The sequence below is a fragment of the Flavonifractor sp. HCP28S3_F3 genome (assembly GCF_052065355.1).
In the GTDB taxonomy this organism is placed as follows: Bacteria; Bacillota; Clostridia; order Oscillospirales; family Oscillospiraceae; genus Flavonifractor.
Window position 1 is genome coordinate 54048 of the sequence record NZ_JBQHUF010000008.1, and the last position, 16380, is coordinate 70427.

At 62.0% G+C, this 16380-nt stretch carries 15 protein-coding genes and 1 tRNA gene; 13 read left to right on the top strand and 3 right to left on the bottom strand.

Going from position 1 to position 16380, the window contains the following annotated elements:
- Window positions 1-6 precede the first annotated feature (6 nt).
- A complete protein-coding gene (locus ACTNB1_RS08910; protein ID WP_441168936.1) occupies window positions 7-2745 on the bottom strand; it encodes an N-6 DNA methylase in 2739 nt (912 codons plus the stop codon).
- A gap of 221 nt (window positions 2746-2966) precedes the next feature.
- Here ACTNB1_RS08910 and ACTNB1_RS08915 point away from each other — a divergent pair.
- A tRNA-Pro gene (locus ACTNB1_RS08915) sits at window positions 2967-3043 on the top strand.
- A 30-nt stretch (window positions 3044-3073) separates the two neighbouring features.
- Here the strand turns inward: ACTNB1_RS08915 and ACTNB1_RS08920 are convergent.
- Window positions 3074-3442, bottom strand: a complete 369-nt coding sequence (locus ACTNB1_RS08920; protein ID WP_441168937.1) for a recombinase family protein — start codon at window positions 3440-3442, stop codon at window positions 3074-3076.
- Window positions 3443-3476: 34 nt separating this feature from the next.
- Here ACTNB1_RS08920 and ACTNB1_RS08925 point away from each other — a divergent pair, with 34 nt between their 5' ends.
- From ACTNB1_RS08925 to ACTNB1_RS08950, 6 genes are all read left to right on the top strand, one after another.
- Window positions 3477-3932: an ImmA/IrrE family metallo-endopeptidase gene (locus ACTNB1_RS08925; RefSeq protein ID WP_441169027.1), complete on the top strand. Its 456-nt coding sequence runs from the start codon at window positions 3477-3479 to the stop codon at window positions 3930-3932.
- A gap of 91 nt (window positions 3933-4023) precedes the next feature.
- On the top strand, window positions 4024-5013 hold the full coding sequence (locus ACTNB1_RS08930; RefSeq protein WP_441168939.1) for a hypothetical protein: 990 nt from the start codon (window positions 4024-4026) through the stop codon (window positions 5011-5013).
- A 12-nt stretch (window positions 5014-5025) separates the two neighbouring features.
- Window positions 5026-5484, top strand: coding sequence for a hypothetical protein (locus ACTNB1_RS08935; RefSeq protein ID WP_441168940.1), 459 nt, complete (start codon window positions 5026-5028; stop codon window positions 5482-5484).
- Window positions 5485-5495: 11 nt separating this feature from the next.
- A complete protein-coding gene (locus tag ACTNB1_RS08940; protein WP_087240437.1) occupies window positions 5496-5885 on the top strand; it encodes an LPD28 domain-containing protein in 390 nt (129 codons plus the stop codon).
- Window positions 5886-5955: 70 nt separating this feature from the next.
- Window positions 5956-6870, top strand: coding sequence for a hypothetical protein (locus tag ACTNB1_RS08945; protein WP_441168941.1), 915 nt, complete (start codon window positions 5956-5958; stop codon window positions 6868-6870).
- Between the two features lie 10 nt (window positions 6871-6880).
- Complete coding sequence (locus ACTNB1_RS08950) at window positions 6881-7744, top strand: hypothetical protein (protein WP_087397690.1); 864 nt, start codon at window positions 6881-6883, stop codon at window positions 7742-7744.
- A 253-nt stretch (window positions 7745-7997) separates the two neighbouring features.
- Here ACTNB1_RS08950 and ACTNB1_RS08955 read toward each other — a convergent pair whose 3' ends face one another.
- A complete protein-coding gene (locus ACTNB1_RS08955; protein WP_441168943.1) occupies window positions 7998-8684 on the bottom strand; it encodes a FadR/GntR family transcriptional regulator in 687 nt (228 codons plus the stop codon).
- Between the two features lie 306 nt (window positions 8685-8990).
- Here ACTNB1_RS08955 and ACTNB1_RS08960 point away from each other — a divergent pair, with 306 nt between their 5' ends.
- The 6 genes from ACTNB1_RS08960 to ACTNB1_RS08985 are packed head-to-tail and all read left to right on the top strand — an operon-like array spanning window position 8991 to window position 16300.
- Complete coding sequence (locus tag ACTNB1_RS08960; protein ID WP_441168945.1) at window positions 8991-10535, top strand: L-lactate permease; 1545 nt, start codon at window positions 8991-8993, stop codon at window positions 10533-10535.
- A gap of 27 nt (window positions 10536-10562) precedes the next feature.
- Window positions 10563-11846, top strand: a complete 1284-nt coding sequence (gene larA, locus ACTNB1_RS08965; protein ID WP_191380099.1) for a nickel-dependent lactate racemase — start codon at window positions 10563-10565, stop codon at window positions 11844-11846.
- Between the two features lie 44 nt (window positions 11847-11890).
- A complete protein-coding gene (locus tag ACTNB1_RS08970) occupies window positions 11891-13312 on the top strand; it encodes an FAD-binding oxidoreductase (RefSeq protein WP_087240451.1) in 1422 nt (473 codons plus the stop codon).
- Window positions 13313-13347: 35 nt separating this feature from the next.
- The gene (locus ACTNB1_RS08975) at window positions 13348-14487 is read left to right on the top strand and encodes an acyl-CoA dehydrogenase family protein (RefSeq protein ID WP_087240453.1); all 1140 of its coding nucleotides are present in this window, start codon (window positions 13348-13350) and stop codon (window positions 14485-14487) included.
- A gap of 18 nt (window positions 14488-14505) precedes the next feature.
- Window positions 14506-15297: an electron transfer flavoprotein subunit beta/FixA family protein gene (locus ACTNB1_RS08980; protein ID WP_441168948.1), complete on the top strand. Its 792-nt coding sequence runs from the start codon at window positions 14506-14508 to the stop codon at window positions 15295-15297.
- Window positions 15298-15310: 13 nt separating this feature from the next.
- Entirely contained in the window at window positions 15311-16300 is a 990-nt protein-coding gene (locus tag ACTNB1_RS08985) for an electron transfer flavoprotein subunit alpha/FixB family protein (RefSeq protein ID WP_087240457.1), read from the top strand.
- Window positions 16301-16380: the final 80 nt, after the last annotated feature.

Genomic DNA, 16380 nt, shown 5'->3' on the forward strand with positions numbered 1-16380 from the left:
ATCATCTCATCCTTCAATTGTGGTTATGGTCTGACTGTCCTTCTCAAAGCGGAACACCGGTGCGCCCCGGAAGGCCTTCTCATGGAAGGCGGAAAACTCCTGTTCCACCCAGCGGCAGACCTGATCCCGGTCGTCCCGCAGTCCGGGATACTCCCGCACAAGCAGCGCCCTGAAATCTTCCAACGAAAGATCCAGCCGGGGCAATGGGGCGTCGGTACGGAAGCCCAGAACGGAAATGACCAGTGCGTGCAGGAAGGCGTCCTGATATCGTTTCTGCACCCTTGGGAAGGCCTCAGGCTCCGACAGAAACCTGTCACAGAGCGTTTCACAACTGCCCCCCGTCTCCAGGGCCAGATATTCCAGCAGGCTGTCGCAGCCCCGCACATTCTTGGAAGGCCTGGTCCTGCTCAGTCCGCAGCTTTCCGTCAGCAGAGCTGCCGCCTTCCGATCCAGCTCCTCCGGCCTGATTCCACCGGCAGGTGCTTCCGGCAGAGAAAAGAGATCAGGACCCACGCTTTTTTCCACAGCGGCCATGTCATCCGCCGAAAGGCCCATATGCTTGGCAAGGAACCGGTCCATCTCCCGCTCCAGCAGCAGCTGCTCCCGCTGGCTGGCAAGGTCCTGCCGCAGCCATTCCAGCGCCTCCGCCCGGATGGACCCGGCAGTGCCGGACAGCCGTACGGGGACAAACTCCAGGTTGCAGGGGTGCCGGGAGAGCCGCTCCGCCTTCAGGCTCACGCACCGGTTGCCCCACCGGTCCAGGTCCTCCGAATAGAGGATATCCCGGTCCACTGGGAGCTGCCCGATGTAGCCGGCAGATACCGTCAGCTTCGGGGAGAGCAGGCGGATGAAATAGGTGGCCAGCTTTGTGTTCAAAAAGGCCAGGTGGGCCATGGGCAGTCCCTCGTTAACTCGGATACCCGGGCCGGAGGCGATGAAGATCTGTCCCTTCCGCAGGATGCGGATGTTGAGTCCCGCCGTGCCCGTATCACTGAACACCATCTGGGTCTGCCCAAAATAAGAGGTGTTCCGGAGGGCTGAGCCCGGCGTCTGCCTGATATACTCGCCGTCTTCGCCCCACTTGACGCAGTATTGGTTCAGTCCTTGCCAGCGGGCGTAGCCGCCGCCTTTACTAACGGGGACCCACTCCCGCTGCCCCAGGTGCCTCCAATAGTAGTCCACCAGCTTTTTAGCGTCTCCGGTGGAGGTGCCCTGCATGGGGACCGCATAGGTGCGGTAACTGCCCCAGCGGTCCAGGATGCGCTGGAGGCCGCTGGCGTCGGACATGGAAAAGCGGTGCTTGGGGGCGGAGCGGATCTGTGCCTGAGGGATGGAGGACACATAGGGCCGGTGGTCGGACGCCATCTCCAGCAGCTCCACACACTCCTCCCGCCGGTATGCCGACAGCCCCCAAATCTCCATCCGGTCATCCGGCTGGGGCGGCCTCCGCCTGCATACCACCAGCGCCACATTGGCCTTTTCCCCGGACAGGTCCAGGAAGGCGTCGGCGCCCAGCTCGACGATACACGTAATGGTGCTTCTGTCCAACAGCCAGCCCCGCAGCTCCTCAAAGCTGTCAAGGTACATCCAGCTGGTCTGGGTCACCAGGCCGCAGAAGCCGTCCGGGGCGGTGTCCTCGATACACCGCTGAAGAAAGGCGCTGCACATGTCGCATTTGGCCATGGGGTATGCCTGCTTCAAAAACCGCTTCTGGTCCTCCGGCATCCCTTTCACCGTCTGAAAGGGCGGGTTGGTGATCACATATTTCTTGCCGCAAATCACCTGATCCAGCGTGGTCACGGTATCGGTACCCACCCTGCGGACCGGATGCTGGGCGGGGTCCGGATCCAGGGCCCCCCGTTTTCCGTCCCCAACGGAGGCGTATATGCGGGGCACACAGTCGAAAAAGGTCTCCAGGCTGGGCCTCAGCCCCGCCTCCTCCATCAGCTGGAGTGTCTTCAGCCGCAGATTGATGCTGGCCACCACAGCCAGATCCTGGTCCAGTTCATAGCCGTACAGCCGGTCCAGCCGCCGGCAGAACTCAGCCTCGTCCGACGGCGCTTCTCCCTCCCGGCATAGCCGCTCCAGCACGTGCAGCAGGAAATTCCCGCTGCCGCAGGCCGGGTCCACCACAGAGCCGTCGGGATCGGAGAGAGGCAGGCGCTCTACAATGGCCGAGACCATATATTTCTCCGTAAAAAACTGCGTGGCCGCCAGATCACTGTCCTTGTCCTCCTTGTTGAGATACTGGTACGACCAGGAGAGGACATCGTCAGAAAAGGGGACGACACGCATCAAATGCTTGTCAATAAGAGGCAACTGGGACTGGTCAACCCCGGAGAGCACGTCCGCAAATCCAAAATAGCGCCGGATCCTCTGGGCCACCTCCGATATTTCCTCCTCTTCCAGCCCATGCAGCCGCAGGGAGAGAAGCTTTGCAGAGAGCAGAAGGATGGCCGCCTCCTTCGCCTGGAGCGCACCCAGACCCTGGTCCAGGAGCCCCTGATACAGGCTGCGGGACAGCTTCTTGATGCTTCCGCGGACCTGCTGGACGGACAGCGTCCTGCGCGCGCCTTCCTCATGGCTGACCCTTGCATCCGCCGGCTTCTCAGCGTTCTCGGGAATCCTCCAGACATGGTCTGTCAGTTCGGCACCGGGCACACGGCCCTGGGCGCATAAAATCTGGATGCGCCGCTTTGAAACACCCCATTTTTCAGCCAGTTCTTGTGCAAGCAGATAGCGCATAAAATCACCCGGAATGAAGTATAGCGCTTGGTGCGAATAAAATCAAGAATTTCCCCTCATCTTATTTATCTGTGTTTCCTTCTGCCACTGTTGATTTTTCTTTTCAGGGCGCAAAGGCGCCTATTTCTCCCTTGACAAAAGGTGGGGGTATCATTATAATAATACGTGCTGATTCTTTGCTGTGCTGGAAAAGTAAGGCAGGAAACAGCACAAAAGTTCATCCGGGTGTGGCGAAGCTTGGTATCGCGCTTGGTTCGGGTCCAAGAGGCCGTGGGTTCAAATCCCGCCACTCGGACCATGCGGAGTGTCCTTATAGGATCTGAGTATCCTACAAAGGGCACTCCGCATTTTTTATTGTCAAAATTGGGGCAGCGCCGTTTTCATCGAACAGCAGCCGATCCCGGATGCACAGGAGCTTTACCTTGTGCCGGGTGAGCAGGTCAATGTAGCTTTGGGTCATCCCCCACTCCCGGCCTATCCGGGTCAGGCTATGGACTAACACCACATCCACCCTGCCAGCGACAACGGCCTCGGTCACTTTTTGGAGCGCCGGGCGTTCTAATGTGAGCCCGCTGCCGTATTCGTCCGCAGTGCCGATGATGGTATATCCCGCCTGCTTTGCGTAGAGCTGGAGCAGAAACCGTTGCTGTTCCAATGCAAAAGAATCGTCATGGGCGACACGGCAATACGAACGCATTGTTTCGGCGCTGGTCGCCTTGTCCCCTCTGCCAGTGGTATTTGAGGCGTTTCCCGGCGCGGCGAAGGGGTATTGCAGTTATGTGGAACAGAGGATCGTGATTCAGCCCGGCATGAGCCAGGTACAGACCATCAAGACGCTGGTGCATGAGGTCGCCCACGCCAAATTACATTCCCCGCTGGATATACTGGAAGAAACCAGGCCGGACCGGAGCACCCGCGAGGTGGAGGCGGAGAGCGTGGCCTATGTGGTCTGCCAGCACTTCGGCATCGACACGGCAGACTACTCCTTCGCCTATGTTGCGGACTGGAGCCGGGGCAAAGATCTGGAGGTACTGAAGGCGTCCATCGGGCGCATCCATGCCCTTGCCGCCGAACTGATCGCCGGCATCGAGGGGCCGGAAAAGGAACTTCAAAAGGCACCTTCCCACCGTCAGCGAAAGGCTGGCCGCACAGCCAGGCGCAGGCGGCAGGACGCCCCCGCCAGATAAGAGGTTCTCCGTTAATTCGTCTCGATTTGAGACGCGTTTCGACAATTTCCCGGCCAAACGTGAAAAAAATTTGAAAAAGGAGTGAGCAAGAATGGAGGCTAACAGCCGGATGAGAGAGATCACCGGCAACTTACGGCGCGATATGAAAGACCTTTTGGGTGAGAGCGCCCATATCGTGACCGGCTTTTTCAAGCGCGGCGTGTGTACGGTCCGGGCGGTGGCGGACAAATGGCGGACCTTCACCCAGGATATTTCCGCCGCCGTGGACGAACTAATGAAACCGCCGTTTTTAGAGGGCGGGCCGGACGCCCCTCTCTCCACCATGGAGGAAGGCGCGGAGCCCATCGTCACCGTAACAGGGATCATTGACAGGAATTTCCCCATTGGAAAGCAAATGCCCTTGTCCCTGGCGAATGTGTATGTGGCGGAGATGGACGCCGCCTACCGGGAGGAGGAATTGCCCGCCCAGCCAGTCAAGGTGCGGATCGACTATATCCGGGATGGCCGGACAGACTGCTACTGCCTCCCCCTCCACATCGGGGCGGGCGGCAGTCTGCTGGAACAGATGGAGCGGCATTTAGAGACCTACCGCGCCGACCCGAACCGTGTCTCGGCCCTGTTCCAGCAGGCCCCGGAGGCATACCGCCTCCAGTTGGAAGAGGAATTTACTCCCTTTGTCCGGGAGAGCCTGGAGGATCTGTCCCAAGGCACCTTGCAATATTTCCAGCGTCACTGCGATATTTCCGAACTGGAACAGCAGTTGCAGGGGCAGGCCGCCGTCCTGCCGGAGAGCCAGCGGGCACCGTTTGAAGATAAGGCGGCAAAGACCGTTTTCAGCCTGCGCCGGGCGGCGAATGGGGCCGTTCCACAGGAAGAGCACACAGATCAGACGGAGCAGAGAGCGGCACACCCTGTCCCAGCCAGCCGGGAGGCGTCGCCGGGCGGGGCTACACAGGCCCCACGGCAGGCAGAGGGAGGCGAGAGCCCCCGGCAGTCGGTGAAGGTCAAAATCCGCCGTCTGAAACAGGAACAGGCCAGACGGCCGCAGCGCCCAAAGGTCCGTCTTACCCCTGAACGATGAAAGGCGGCGCCTATGAAACAGCAGGAGTTATATCGCTACTACTCCACCCAGCGGCCCGTGGACCTTGGGACTTATCCCAAGGAGCCGGACAATCCTCTGGTGGGGTTTCTCAACTACGATGACCGGATCAGCGTGGAGCACGGCGCATACCGGGCCTGGGGGGAAGTGACCTATCGCGCCCCTCTGACCCCGGACCAGTTGATCCAGTATGAATTGCAGCCGTCACGGGACAACCCGGATGTGCGCGAGACCATGAGGGAGCAGGCCCAGGCGGTGGGACAGTGGGAGGAGCAAAATCACATCCCGTTTGACCGGCGGCTGACGCAGTGCATCGGGATCGGCGTCTATACCTGCAAGGTTCGCGTCACCCCGGCACAGTTGGCCGAACGGCATCGGATCGCCGTGGACCTGCCCCTTGTCCCCCGCTTTCGGCCCAAAATCAAAAAGCCTCAGCAAATCGAGGAAAGATAGGAGGATCGTTTATGGATTCTGTCAATGCGGGCACAGCCCGGTTTGAAGAAGTGGAGATTTTAGGCATCCCCGCTCTGTTCACCACACTGCGCGTAGACCGCGCCACTGTTCCCAAGGGGATGTACGCCTATGATATGCAGACGGATGCGGAGGACTGGAGCCAGCCCTGCCTGTTGGCACGGCGTGTCCTGGTGGAGCATTTCGGGACAGTGCTCACCGCCAGCCCCATCCACCTGCCGGAGAAGGGGTATCTGGACTTATCCCCCGGCAATTTTAAGGAGCAGGGCATCGGTCAACTGACGGTGGCGGAGTTTGAGGCAAAGCAATTATCCCCCGACTACCAGCTCTCCCGGCCCTGGAGCGCCGCCAAAAGACGGCACAGCCCGGTACTCAACCGATAGATTTGCCATGAAGAAGGCCGCAATACACCGGGACAGGGCAGCTCGGCCAGATTGGAGGTGAATCGAGGAAATGGCAAAGAAATCCTTTTATGAAGTCGGCAGTTATACGGGGGACCTGCAAGAGGGCACTGACTTCTTTGTCCGCCGGCAAATGCGATACTTAGGCGAAAATGCCAACTTCAAGCCCTTTCTGAATACCCCCATCAAGGAACTGGAACAGCAGTTGAAAGAGAGCAAGGCGGCGGAAAAGAAGATTTTTACGGAAGTGCAAGCAGCGGCCAAAGCCTGGGACGCACACGGGGCACAGACCCTTCTGCTGACCAAGGCTATTGAATACCTGAAAACCCCTGTGGTGGAGCACACCGGCAACGAGTGGAAACAGCGCAAAGATGGCTCCTGGGAGATCAGCAACCTGGTCTACAAAATGACTTTCAGCATCATCAAGTTTAGGGATGAGTGGAAGTTGTCCTGGGAACTGCAATACACCGCCCCCGGCCTCGCTCAGGTAAAATACCACTCCTACTATGACCGGGGGCCCAAAAAGCGGATCGTGTATGAGGGTGCGAAAAAGTATAAGACCCTGGCAGGGGCACAGAAGTATATCCAGAGCAAATTTGACCAGTATGCGGAATATTTTGAGAGTATTTCTCCCCCGATTCCCATAGAGGCAAAGGCGTTGTTCTGCGTCAACGGCCAACTGTTGCAAGGCTACTCCGTCCTGCGCACTCCCCCGGCCAGGGAGGAAGTCACGGTCAGCGACCTTCTGGACTGTCTGGATGAGGCGGATATGGAGGTTTCGCCCCCACCGGAGCAGGCCGTACCCAGCGGAGGTGGGGTTCAGCCGGAGACGCCGGTACAAGCGCCGCCGGAACTGGCCGCAGGGCCTCCGCCATCGGAGCGAAAGCAGAAACCGCCGCCTGCCAAGCCCGCCCCTGCTGCCAAGAAGAAGGGGCCGTTGAAAAAACGGCCTGCACTGGTGCGATAGGAGGGCGGGTATGGCATACACGCATATCACCCCTGGCTGGGAGATCGAAATGTCCGCCCATTACTATTCGGATAAAAACGCGGACCGTGTCGCGGAACTGATCCAACTGCCGCGGGAGGAATTAGCTGCCATGGAGGAGGCCAGCGTGGCAAAGGAAAAAACCATTTTCTCCAAATGTTCTGAGATCGAGACCGAATGGAAGAAACAGGCGGCGGAGACGGCGGCGCTCCGTAAGGCAAGAGAGTATTTGCGGGCCCTGCCGGTGGAGCACACGTCCAACCAGTGGAAAGTCAATCAATTCGGCTGGCACGTATTGAGCAACATGGTGTATAAAATGTCGTATCGCGTGTCCGAGCATAAGAAGCCGGATGGAACTCTTATCAACTGCGCTTTATCCTGGGATATTCATTATAATACGCTCCAGCATCCTACTCCCGACTACACCGGCCCCGGCTGGAAGATCGCTGGGCAGAGCGACAAAGTGTTTGCCACTAAGGAGGAAATGGAGCGATACCTGCAAGGCCGGATCAAAGCCTACGCCCACCTGTTCACGGAAATTTCCCCACCTATCCCACAGGATCAAAAGGGCCGGTTTTGCGTCAACGGTGTTTTGCTCCCAGGCTACACCGTGGAGGTCCCGGAGCGCACGCCCCAAGAGGTGGCGGATGACCTTCTCTCCCTTCTGGAGGACGGGGACCTGCCGGAGCAGTCGGAGGGCGACCCCCCTTCACCGCCGTCTGAAAAAGCGGGATCGCCTCTTGAAACGCAGGCTGCTGCCCCACATGAGCGCCGCAGCCCCAAAGAAGATCCAAAAACCGCACATAAAAAGAAACCGCAGCCCTTGAAAAAGCGCAGCACCGCCCCCACACGGTAGACAGCGGCGCAGTGCGCCGCTGTCCGCGCAAGCATAGCATTTTGGTGTCAAAATGCACTCACAGGGATGAAGCTATGACCCTTTACCAATTTTCGGTTGGACTCGTCTGCGTAGAATTCTCCGCTAAACAAGCCCTGATCCTTTTGTACTTGCTGCCCTATGTTCTTTTACGCCCGTTTTCTCCGGGTTTCAGGCGCCTGCAACGTCTCCCTTGTCAAAAGGCACCTCAGGCGATGGTGTTTTTTTCTGCCGTTTATTCTTCCGCCGTCATGTTGCTGTTGACCACATTGAAATGGTGGTTCACCGCCAGCATCAGGTGGGTCTTGTCCCGGCGGCGCAGGGCGTCCACCATCTGCTCGTGGGCGTACTGGAGCTGATTGCCGGTGCGGGGATTCTGGAGGATCCGGCGGCGCATGTCGCTGATGAACCGGTCGATGGTGGAGGACAGGGCCCGGAGAATCTGAATGATGAGCTGATTGCCCGAAATGGCGGCAATCTCGTCGTGGAGCTGCTTGTCCAGCTGGGCCCCCATCTCCGGCGGGCAGGCGGTCATCTGCCGCACCAGGCTGTCCAGCCGGTCCACCTGGCTGTCGGTGATCCGGTCCACCGCCAGCAGCGCCGCCTGCAGCTCCAGCCCCGACCGCAGCTCGGCCAGCTGGTGGTAGTCGATCTGCTGGAGCAGAATGAGCATGTCAAAGGAATCCTGCAAATTGCGCTGGATGTTGCAGCTGATGAAATTGCCCGCCCCCTGGCTGCTCACCAGAAAGCCCATGTGCTCCAGCAGGCGGACGGCCTCCCGCACGGAATTGCGGCTGATGCCCAGCTGCTCGGCCAGCTCCCGCTCGGGGGGCAGGGACTGGCCCAGGGTGAGCTTGCCATCCCGGAGGGCGTCCCCCAAATAGGTCAGTACGTGCTCGTAGGATTTCTGCTGTTCCACCATATGCTCAGCCTCCCTTTCCAAACGATATCTGTGGACTTGTCAGATTGTAACCATTATACCACATCAGTCAACAAGTTGTAAAAGTAGTGCCAATTCGAAAAATTGGTAGGTCCAAAATTGCACAAAAATGACACTAGGAAACTTATGCACCCATACAAATTTAGCTTAAATGCCAATTAAAGCCGGATATTCCCTTGACATTTTGCCGTCATGCGCCTAATATTGCTTTTGAAAAAAGCAAACGGGTGCGTATAGATTTTCTTTTGGTTCTACCATAAGAATGACGGTGTAAGGGAGTGTCTGGCTGTGTTTGTGCGGTTTGTGCTTGCTCTGCTTCCCATCCTCTGGCTGGCTGTGGCCCTCAGCGTCTGGAAACGCCCCGCCTATCAGGTCTGCCCCCTGGCGCTGGCGCTTACCGTGCTGCTGGCCCTGTTCTACTGGAAGAGTCCGGGGACGGAGGTTTTGACCGGCGGCCTGGAGGGAGCCGTCATGGCCCTGTGGCCCATCTCGCTGGTGATCGTGGCAGCGGTGTTCACCTATAATCTGACGGTGCGCACCGGGGCCATGGAGCGCATCAAGGGGATGCTCACCGCGGTGACCCGGGACAAACGGGTGCTGGTGCTCCTGATCGCCTGGGGCTTTGGGGGCTTTATGGAGGGCATGGCGGGCTTCGGCACCGCGGTGGCCATTCCGGCAGGCATCCTGTGCGGCCTGGGCTTCGACCCCATCTTCTCCGCTCTGGTATGTCTGGTGGCCAACGCCACCCCCACCGCCTTCGGCTCCATCGGCATCCCCACCATCACCGCCGCCTCGGTGGCGGGACTGGAGGCCGGCCCCACCGCGGTGGTGGTGGTGCTCCAGCTGGCCCTGATGGTGGTGCTCACCCCCCTGCTGATGGTGATGATGACCGGCGGCGGGGTCCGGGCCCTGAAGAGGGTCTGGCCGGTGGCCCTGGGCTCCGGAGTGGCCTTCGTGATCCCCGAGTTTCTCACCGCCAAGTATGTGGGGGCGGAGCTGCCGGCGGTCACCGGCTCGGTAGTGTGCATGGTGGTAACCATTCTTCTCTCCAAGCTGCTCAAGGGGGAACCCCCCGCCCAATACGCCCTGCCCAGGACCCAGGAGCAGACCGGCCTCACCGTCAGGGACGGGGCGCTGGCCTGGTCCCCCTTCATCCTGATCTTCGTGCTGCTGCTGGCCACCTCCAGCCTGGTACCCCCCATCCATAACCTGCTGGCGGCCGTCAAAAGCGACGTGGTGATCTACTCCGGCCAGGGGGCCAGCCCCTATACCTTCTCCTGGGTCAATACCCCCGGCGTACTGATCTTTATCGCCGCCTTTGTGGGCGGCGCCCTGCAGAAGGCCAGCCTGAAGGTGATGGGCCAGGTGCTGTGGGCCACCCTGAAGCAGATGTCCAAGACCATCATCACCCTGGTGTCCATCCTGGCGGCGGCCAAGATCATGGGCTACTGCGGCATGACCAGTGACATCGCCGCCTTCCTGGTGGCGGTCACCGGGTCGGCCTACCCCATTGTGGCCCCCCTCATCGGCTCCATCGGCACCTTCGTCACCGGCAGCGCCACCTCCGCCTCGGTGCTATTCAGCGGCCTGCAGGCGGAGACCGCCTCCGCCCTGGGGATGGACGCCGTCTGGCTGGTGGCCGCCAACACCATCGGCGCCACGGCGGGCAAGATCATCTCCCCCCAGAGCATCTCCATCGCCTCCGCCGCCACCGATACGGTGGGGCAGGAGAGTACCATCTTGCGGAAATCCATCGGATATTATATCCTGTTTGTAGTGGTGTTCGGTCTCATCGCGCTGCTGGCCCACCCGCTGGCGGCCCTGGTTCTGTGACCGGCACACCGGAAGGAGGAACGGCATATGGCGCAACTCAAACTGCCCTTTGGCCGGGGGCACATCACGGCGGACATCCCCGACGGCCGCCTGGCCGGGGTGCTCCAGTCCAGGGCCCACAGCTATCAGGCCAAGGCGGACCAGCCGGAGCTGGTGCGTCAGGCCCTGGAAAACCCCATCGGCTCCCCCCGCCTGCGGGAGCTGGCGGCGGGCAAGAACAAAGTGGTCATCCTCAGCAGCGACCACACCCGCCCGGTACCCAGCAAGGTGATCCTGCCCCAGCTGGTGGAGGAACTCCGGGCGGGAAATCCCGACGCGGAGATCACCGTACTGGTGGCCACCGGCTTCCACCGGCCCACCACCGAGGCCGAGCTGCTGGACAAATACGGCGAGACGCTTTACCGCCACTCCGGGCTGCGCTTCGTCATCCATGAGAGCGGTAAAAAAGAGGACATGGTCCACCTGGGCACCCTGCCCTCCGGCGGGGAACTGCTTATCAACAAGCTGGCGGCGGAGGCCGACCTGCTGGTGGGAGAGGGCTTCATCGAGCCCCACTTCTTCGCCGGGTTCTCCGGCGGCCGCAAGAGCGTGCTGCCGGGGGTGTCCAGCCGGGAGACCGTGCTGGCCAACCACTGCTCCGCCTTTATTGACAGTCCCAATGCCCGCACCGGCATCCTGGACGGCAACCCCATTCACCGGGATATGCTGTATGCCGCCCAGCAGGCCAAGCTGGCTTTTATCTGCAACGTGGTCATCGACGCTGACAAGCGGGTGATCGCCGCCTTCGCCGGACACTTCGACCAGGCCCACCGGGCAGGGTGCGCCTTTGTAGACCAGCTCTCCGGCGTGGATGCGGTTCCCGCTCCCATCGTCATCACCACCAACGGGGGCTACCCCCTGGACCAGAACCTGTACCAGTCGGTGAAGGGCATGACGGCGGCGGAGGCCACCTGCGCCCCCGGCGGGGTGATCATCATGGTCTCCGCCTGCAGCGACGGCCACGGCGGCCAGTCCTTCTACGACACCTTCGCCCATGAGCCGGACAACCGGAAGATCATGGACCGGTTCCTGGCCACCCCCAGCGACCGCACCATCCCCGACCAGTGGGAGGCCCAGATCCTGTGCCGGGTGCTCCTGCAGCACCCCGTCATCCTGGTGACTCAGGCCCCCCGGGAGATGGTGGAGGCCATGCACCTCCACTGGGCGGCCGACCTGCCCGCCGCCATTGCCCTGGCCGACCGGCTGCTGGGTAAGGCAGACAGCCCCATCACCGTCATTCCCGACGGGGTTTCGGTCATCGTACGCAAGTAAAGGCAAATCCGATGTGATGTTATCAAATAAAGGGGAGCGTTTTTATGAGCCAGTACAACAAGGTCACCCCCGAGCTGATTGAGGCCCTGAAGGCCGCCGTGCCCGGCCGGATCAGCGTGAACGGGGACATCAACGAGGACTTTTCCCACGACGAAATGCCCATCTACGGCAAGGCCATGCCCGAGGTGGTGGCGGAGTGCCTGACCACCGAGGAGGTGGCCGCCGTCATGAAACTGTGCAACGAGAACCGGGTGCCCGTCACCCCCCGGGGCGCCGGCACCGGCCTCACTGGCGGCGCGGTGGCCATCCACGGCGGCGTGGTTCTGTCCACCACCAAGATGAACAAGATCCTCTCCTACGACACCGAGAACATGGTGGTCCGGGTCCAGGCGGGCGTGCTGCTCAACGACCTGGCGGAGGACGCCGCCAAGCAGGGTTTCCTCTATCCCCCCGATCCCGGCGAGAAGTTCGCCACCCTGGGGGGCAACGTGGCCACCAACGCCGGCGGCATGCGGGCGGTGAAGTACGGCGCCACCCGGGACTATGTGCGGGCCATGACGGTGGTGCTGCCCACCGGCGAGATCGTCCATCTGGGGGCCAGCGTGTCCAAGACCAGCTCAGGCTACTCCCTGCTCAACCTGATGATCGGCTCCGAGGGCACCCTGGGCATCATCACCGAGCTCACTCTCAAGCTCATCCCCGCCCCCAAGGAGGTCATCAGCCTGGTGGTGCTCTACGAGAACCTGGAGGACTGCATCTCCACCGTGCCCAAGCTGATGATGGCCAACCTCCACCCCCAGGCCCTGGAGTTCATGGAGCGGGAGATCGTCCGCCTGTCCGAGAGCTACCTGGGCAAGAGCACCTTCCCTCAGACCTTTGAGGGCACCGACGTCAACGCCTACCTGCTGGTCACCTTTGACGGCGAGAACGAGGATCAGCTCACCGAAATTATCGAGCAGGCCTCCGAGGTGGTGCTGGAGGCGGGCGCCCTGGACGTGCTGGTGGCCGACACTCCCCAGCTGAAGAAGGACGCCTGGGCCGCCCGGTCCACCTTCCTGGAGGCCATTGAGGCCAACACCAAGCTGCTGGACGAGTGCGACGTGGTGGTGCCGGTGAACCAGATCGCCCACTATGTCACCTACATCAAGGAGATCTCCGAAGGCTACGACTTTGAGGTCAAGAGCTTCGGCCACGCCGGCGATGGCAACCTGCACATCTACACCTGCTCCAACGACATGGAGCTGGCCGCGTTTGAACAGCAGGTGGCCGACTTTATGGAGAAGGCCTACGCCAAGGCCACCGAGCTGGGCGGCCTGATCTCCGGCGAGCATGGCATCGGCCACGGCAAGCTGGACTACCTGGCTCAGATGGTGGGCCCGGTCAACATGCGTCTGATGCGCGGCATCAAGGAGGTCTTTGACCCCAATCTGGTGCTCAATCCCGGCAAGGTCTGCTACAAGCTGTAATAGAAAGACGACTTACATAGAAGGAGGAACCCGTTATGGCATATCTGATTTCGGAAGAGGCTCAGGAGCTGCTGGGCGCTGTCAAGGAGTTCTGTGAGAAGGAAGTCAAGGAGCAGTGCAAGGAGTACGACCGCTCCGGCGAGTGGCCCAAGGAGATTTACGACAAGGCCATCGAGATGCAGCTGCACATGCTGGAGGTGCCCGAGGAGTACGGCGGCATGGGCCTGAGCCGGGTGGACGTGGCCGCCCTGTTTGAGGAGATGGCCAAGGCCGACGCCGGCTTTGCCACCACCATCTCCGCCAGCGGCCTGGGCACCAAGCCGGTGCTGATCGCCGGCAGCGAGGAGCTGAAGAAGCGGGCCTGCCAGCTGATCGTGGACGGTGGCTTCGGCGCCTTCTGCCTCACCGAGCCGGGCGCCGGCTCCGACGCCAGCGCCGGCAAGACCACCGCCGTGAAGGACGGCGACAGCTACATCCTCAACGGCCGCAAGTGCTTCATCACCAACGGCGGCATCGCCTCCTTCTACTGCGTCACCGCCATGACCGACAAGTCCGCCGGCGTGAAGGGCATGTCTATGTTCTTTGTGGAGGCCGGCACCCCCGGCCTGTCCACCGGCCACGAGGAGGACAAAATGGGCATCCGCACCTCCAACACCTGCGACGTGGTGTTTGAGGACTGCCGCATCCCCGCCTCCAACCTGATCGGCGCGGAGGGCAAGGGCTTCTCCATCGCCATGAAGACCCTGGACCAGGCCCGGACCTGGATGGGCTGCGTGGCCACCGGCATCGCCCAGCGGGCCATGGAGGAGGCCATCGCCTACGGCAAGGAGCGCATCCAGTTCGGCAAGCCCGTGCTGAAGAACCAGGCCCTCCAGTTCAAGGTGGCCGACATGGCCATCAAGATCGAGACCGCCCGCCAGATGGTGGCCCACTCCCTGACCCTGATGGATCAGGGCCTGCCCTACTCCAAGGAGTCCGCCATCGCCAAGTGCTACGCCTCCGACATCGCCATGGAGGTGGCCTCCGAGGCCATCCAGATGTTCGGCGGCTACGGCTACAGCCGGGAGTACCCGGTGGAGAAGCTGCTGCGGGACGCCAAGATCTTCCAGATCTTTGAGGGCACCAACGAGGTGCAGCGCATCGTGGTGGCCAACAACACCATCGGCAAATTCTAAGGCGGGGAGCGTAACGACATGGAAATTCTGGTATGTCTCAAGCAGGTGCCCGACGACTCGGTGGAGCTCCACCTGAAGCCCGGCACCCAGGAGGTGAACCTGGAGGGGGTCACCCCCGTGGTCAACGCCTTTGACACCTACGCTCTGGAGATGGCCACCCGCCTGAAGGAGGCGGTGGGCGGCAGCATCACCGCCATCACCATCGGCCCCGAGGGGGCCAAGGACGCGGTCAAGACCTGCCTGGCGGTGGGGGCCAATCAGGGCTGCCTCATCACCGGCCCCTCCTTCGAGGGGGCGGACACCCTGGGCAAGAGTAAGATCCTGGCCGCCGCCATCCGCAAGCTGGAGGCCGACGCCGGCAAGCCCTTCGACCTGATCTTCTGCGGCCGGGAGGCCACCGACAAGGCCTCCGGCCAGGTGGGCCCCCAGCTGGCCGAGGCCCTGGGCGTGGGGGTGGTCACCGACCTGGTGGACATCCAGCAGACCGACGCCGGCGTGCAGGCCAAGCAGGAGACCGAGGAGGGCTACCGCCTGGTGGACGCCCCCCTGCCCTGCGTGGTCACCGTAAACAAGCCCCCCTATGATCCCCGCTATCCCACCATCAAGAGCAAGCTGGCCGCCCGCAAGATGCCCATTCCCACCCTGGACGCCGCCGCGCTGGGCGGCGTGGCCCCCGGCGCCGCCGGCAGCCATGTGGTGAAGGTGTACGAGCCGGCCAAGCGGCAGGCGGGCGTGAAGCTCAAAGAGGAGACCTGCGAGGAGACCGTGGCCAAGGCCATCGCCATGATGGCGGACGCCAAGGTGCTGTAAAGGAGAGAGCGGTATGGATTGGGGAAATCGCAAGGATATTCTGGTCTTTCTGGAACAAAAGGACGGAAAGGCCCTGAACGGGGCGCTGGAGTGCCTCACCCCCGCCCGGGCTCTGGCCCAGCACACCGGCGGGCAGGTTCTGGCCGTGCTGATGGGCACGGACAACGCCGGGGCGGCGGAGAAGGTTGCCCCTCTGGCTGACGGCGTGCTGGCCGTCACCGGCGGGGACTATTCCGACGGGGCGGCGGACGCCTTCACCTGGGCGCTGGAGCAGCTGGCCGCCCAGTATGAGCCCGCGGCGGTGCTGGCGGGCAACACCCCCCTGGGCCGGGAGATGACCGCCCGGCTGTGCGCCCGGCTGGGGCTGGGCAGCGTCCAGGACGCCACCGCCCTGACCTGGGACGGGGACACCCCGGTGTGGACCGTGCCCCTGTACGGCGGCACCGTGCTCAACGACGTGGTGGTGGACACCCTGCCGGTGGTAGCCACCACCCGCTCCGGCGCCTTTGCCAAGCCGGAGGCCGGCCAGGCCGGCCCCGTTACCCCGGTGGAGCTCCAGGTGCCCGCCGACGCGGTGAAGGTCAAGGTGGCCCAGGCGGTGAAGGAGCTCTCCGAGGCGGTCAACCTGGAGGAGGCCAAGGTCATCGTCACCGGCGGCCGGGGCATGGGCTCCAAGGAGCAGTTTGCCCTGGTGGAGGAGTTGGCCGCCCTGCTGGGCGGCGTGGTGGGCGCCACCCGTCCCGCCATCGAGGACGGCTGGGTCTCCCGGGCCCATCAGGTGGGCCAGTCGGGCAAGATCGTGGCCCCCGCCCTGTACATCGCCTGCGGCGTGTCGGGCGCCACCCAGCACGTGTCCGGCATGAGCGGCTCGGGCTATGTGGTGGCCATCAACAAGGATGAGGACGCCCCCATCTTCGACGTGGCCGACGTGGGCATCGTGGGGGACGTGGCCAAGGTCCTCCCCCTGATGATCGAGGAGATCCGTCAGCGCAAGGCGGAGTAACCTTTCTAAAGGCAGATCCAGAAGGGTCTCGTCCCCTTGGGGGGCGGGCCCTTCTGTTTTTTGGGGTTGCCTTTTGGGGG